The following is a 2,297-nucleotide window of genomic DNA, read 5'->3' on the forward strand; positions in this document are numbered from 1 at the left end:
GCCGGACACCTTGTTCCAGCCGTTGCCGCCCTATGAGGAGCTGCCGCGACCGCTTTCGCCTTCCGGCGCCTCGACGCTGATCGAGGAAGCAAAAGCAACCGCGCCCGACACACGTTCGCCGGTGCTCGACGCCGAGTCCGAGCCCGGCTTCGCGGTGGTGCGCGGCCTGGCCCTGCACAAATTGCTGCAGATGCTGCCCGGCATTGCGGAAGAGGAAAGGCGCGATGCGGCCGAGCGCTACCTGGCGCGCGCCGGCGCCGGCTGGCCGGACGGTGAGCGCAGCAAAGCACTCGAGGCGGTGCTTGCGATCCTGTCCGACGGCCGCTTCGGCGCACTGTTCTCGCCCTCGTCCCGCGCGGAAGTCGCGATCATGGGCAGCCTCGAGGTGAAGGGGAGGCTGCGCTCGATCTCCGGCAAGATCGACCGGCTGGCTGTCACCCCGGACAAAGTGTCGATCGTCGACTACAAGACCAACCGGCCGGCCCCCAAAGACCTGGCGGAGGTGCCGCCGGCCTATGTGCTGCAGCTTGCGCTCTATCGCGCGCTGCTTCAGCCGCTCTATCCGGGCCGCGAGGTGACGGCGGCGCTGCTCTTTACCGAGGCGCCGCGCCTGATCGAGCTGCCGGCCAAGGCGATGGACGATGCCCTTGCCCGACTCACGGGAGCGTGACACAAGAACTGCTTGAACATCGCCGCCACAACCACCACATTTGGTGCAACCCGAGTTTTCGAAAGGATTTCAGCATGGCCACCGTCAAGGTCGACAATGGCAATTTCCAGGCCGATGTGCTCAACGCCAAGGAGCCGGTCGTGGTGGATTTCTGGGCGGAATGGTGCGGTCCCTGCAAGATGATCGGCCCGTCGCTGGAAGAGATCGCCAAGGAGCTCGGCTCGAAGGTGAAGGTCGCCAAGCTCAACATCGACGAGAATCCGGAGCTTGCCGCGCAGTATGGCGTGCGCTCGATCCCGACGCTGATGATCTTCAAGGGCGGCGAAGTGGCCGACATGAAGGTGGGCGCCGCGCCGAAGACGGCGCTGTCACACTGGATCAACGGCGCCATCGCCTGAGCCAATCCGTAAAGTTCAAGAACGAGCCCGGCCATCGCGCCGGGCTTTTTCTTTGGCGTCATCGCTCGGCGCGCTCTGGCCCTCGCACGCAGGCACGTCATACTCTCTGCTTCGCAAAAAGGAGAGCGCCATGACCGGGACAGCCAAGGCCACGGTTCACGTCGACAATGAGCGCGTCATCGTCACCGAATACCGGTTCGCGCCGGGCGCCAACACCGGCTGGCACCGCCATGGCCACGACTATGTCGTGGTGCCGCTGATGGACGGCAAGGTGAAGCTGGTGACCAAGGATGGCGAATCCTTCGCCGAGATGAAGCAAGGCGCGCCCTATTTCCGCCGTGAGGGCGTCGAGCACGACGTCATCAACGCCAATGACGGCGAATACGCCTTCATCGAGATCGAGCTGAAGTAGCTGATAGCCGGCGGCACGGCGCCCGTCGGCTTGCCTTCCCGTTCCTTACAGGCCCATCACGCCTGGCAGCCAGAGCACGGTCTGGGGCACGAAGGTGATGATCAGCAACACGGCCAGGATGATCGCGACGACCGGCAGGCTGGCCCAGATCACGTCGCGCATCGGCACCTTGGCGATCGACTGGGTGATGAGAAGGTTCAGACCCAGAGGCGGATGGATCAGGCCGACCATCAGGTTCAGCACGATCACCAGCCCGAAATGCGTCGGATCGACGCCGAAGCTCTTGGCCGCGGGCAGGAAGATCGGCACCAGGATGATGGTCGCCGGCGTCGAATCCAGAAACATTCCCGCCACCAGGAAAACCACATTGACCAGCAGCAGGAATTCCCACGGCGACAGGTCGGCATTGTGGAGCAGGCTTTGAATGTCGGCCGGAATGCCGTGAACGACGACAAGGTAGGCGATGAAGGACGAGACCGCGACGACAAGCATGATGTTGGCGGTCTGCAGCCCCGCATCGGTCAAGAGCTCCGGAAACTGCCGCCAGCTGAACTCGCGATGGATCACCCAACCGATGAAGATGGCGTACAGCACCAGCACCGCGCCGAGCTCGGTGACCGTGAACAAGCCGCCCTTGGCGCCGACGACCAGAAGCAGCGGCATCGACAGCGCCCAGGCGCTGCCTTTGAACTGCCTGCCGATCACGCCCCATGACGGCCGCCCGCGCGCCGGAAGCTGGTGCCTGCGGGCATAGGAGGTGACATAGGCGATCAGCGCCAAGGCGATGAGGATGCCGGGAATATAGGCGCCGACGAAC

The 2,297-nt window shown here is 64.2% G+C and carries 4 protein-coding genes; 3 read left to right on the forward strand and 1 reads right to left on the reverse strand.

All coding sequences use genetic code 11. The annotated features are described in order from the left end of the window. The 3 genes from EOD07_RS31260 to EOD07_RS31270 form a co-directional block, all read left to right on the forward strand. Positions 1-670: PD-(D/E)XK nuclease family protein (locus EOD07_RS31260; protein WP_206519613.1), on the forward strand; the 670-nt coding region annotated here is incomplete at its 5' end. 74 nt (positions 671-744) lie between these two features. Then, a complete protein-coding gene (gene trxA, locus EOD07_RS31265; RefSeq protein WP_041003670.1) occupies positions 745-1,068 on the forward strand; it encodes a thioredoxin in 324 nt (107 codons plus the stop codon). A gap of 130 nt (positions 1,069-1,198) precedes the next feature. After that, complete coding sequence (locus EOD07_RS31270; RefSeq protein WP_027166948.1) at positions 1,199-1,480, forward strand: cupin domain-containing protein; 282 nt, start codon at positions 1,199-1,201, stop codon at positions 1,478-1,480. Between the two features lie 45 nt (positions 1,481-1,525). Here EOD07_RS31270 and EOD07_RS31275 read toward each other — a convergent pair. Then, a partial coding sequence (locus EOD07_RS31275; RefSeq protein ID WP_164772723.1) for a TRAP transporter large permease occupies positions 1,526-2,297 on the reverse strand: 772 nt, incomplete at its 5' end.

It is taken from the genome of Mesorhizobium sp. M2C.T.Ca.TU.002.02.1.1, assembly GCF_003997225.1.

Excerpts from the sequence above, each read along its gene's own strand:
- trxA (WP_041003670.1), top strand. The coding sequence starts at position 745 with ATGGCCACCGTCAAGGTCGACAATGGCAATTTCCAGGCCGATGTGCTC.
- EOD07_RS31270 (WP_027166948.1), top strand. The coding sequence starts at position 1,199 with ATGACCGGGACAGCCAAGGCCACGGTTCACGTCGACAATGAGCGCGTC.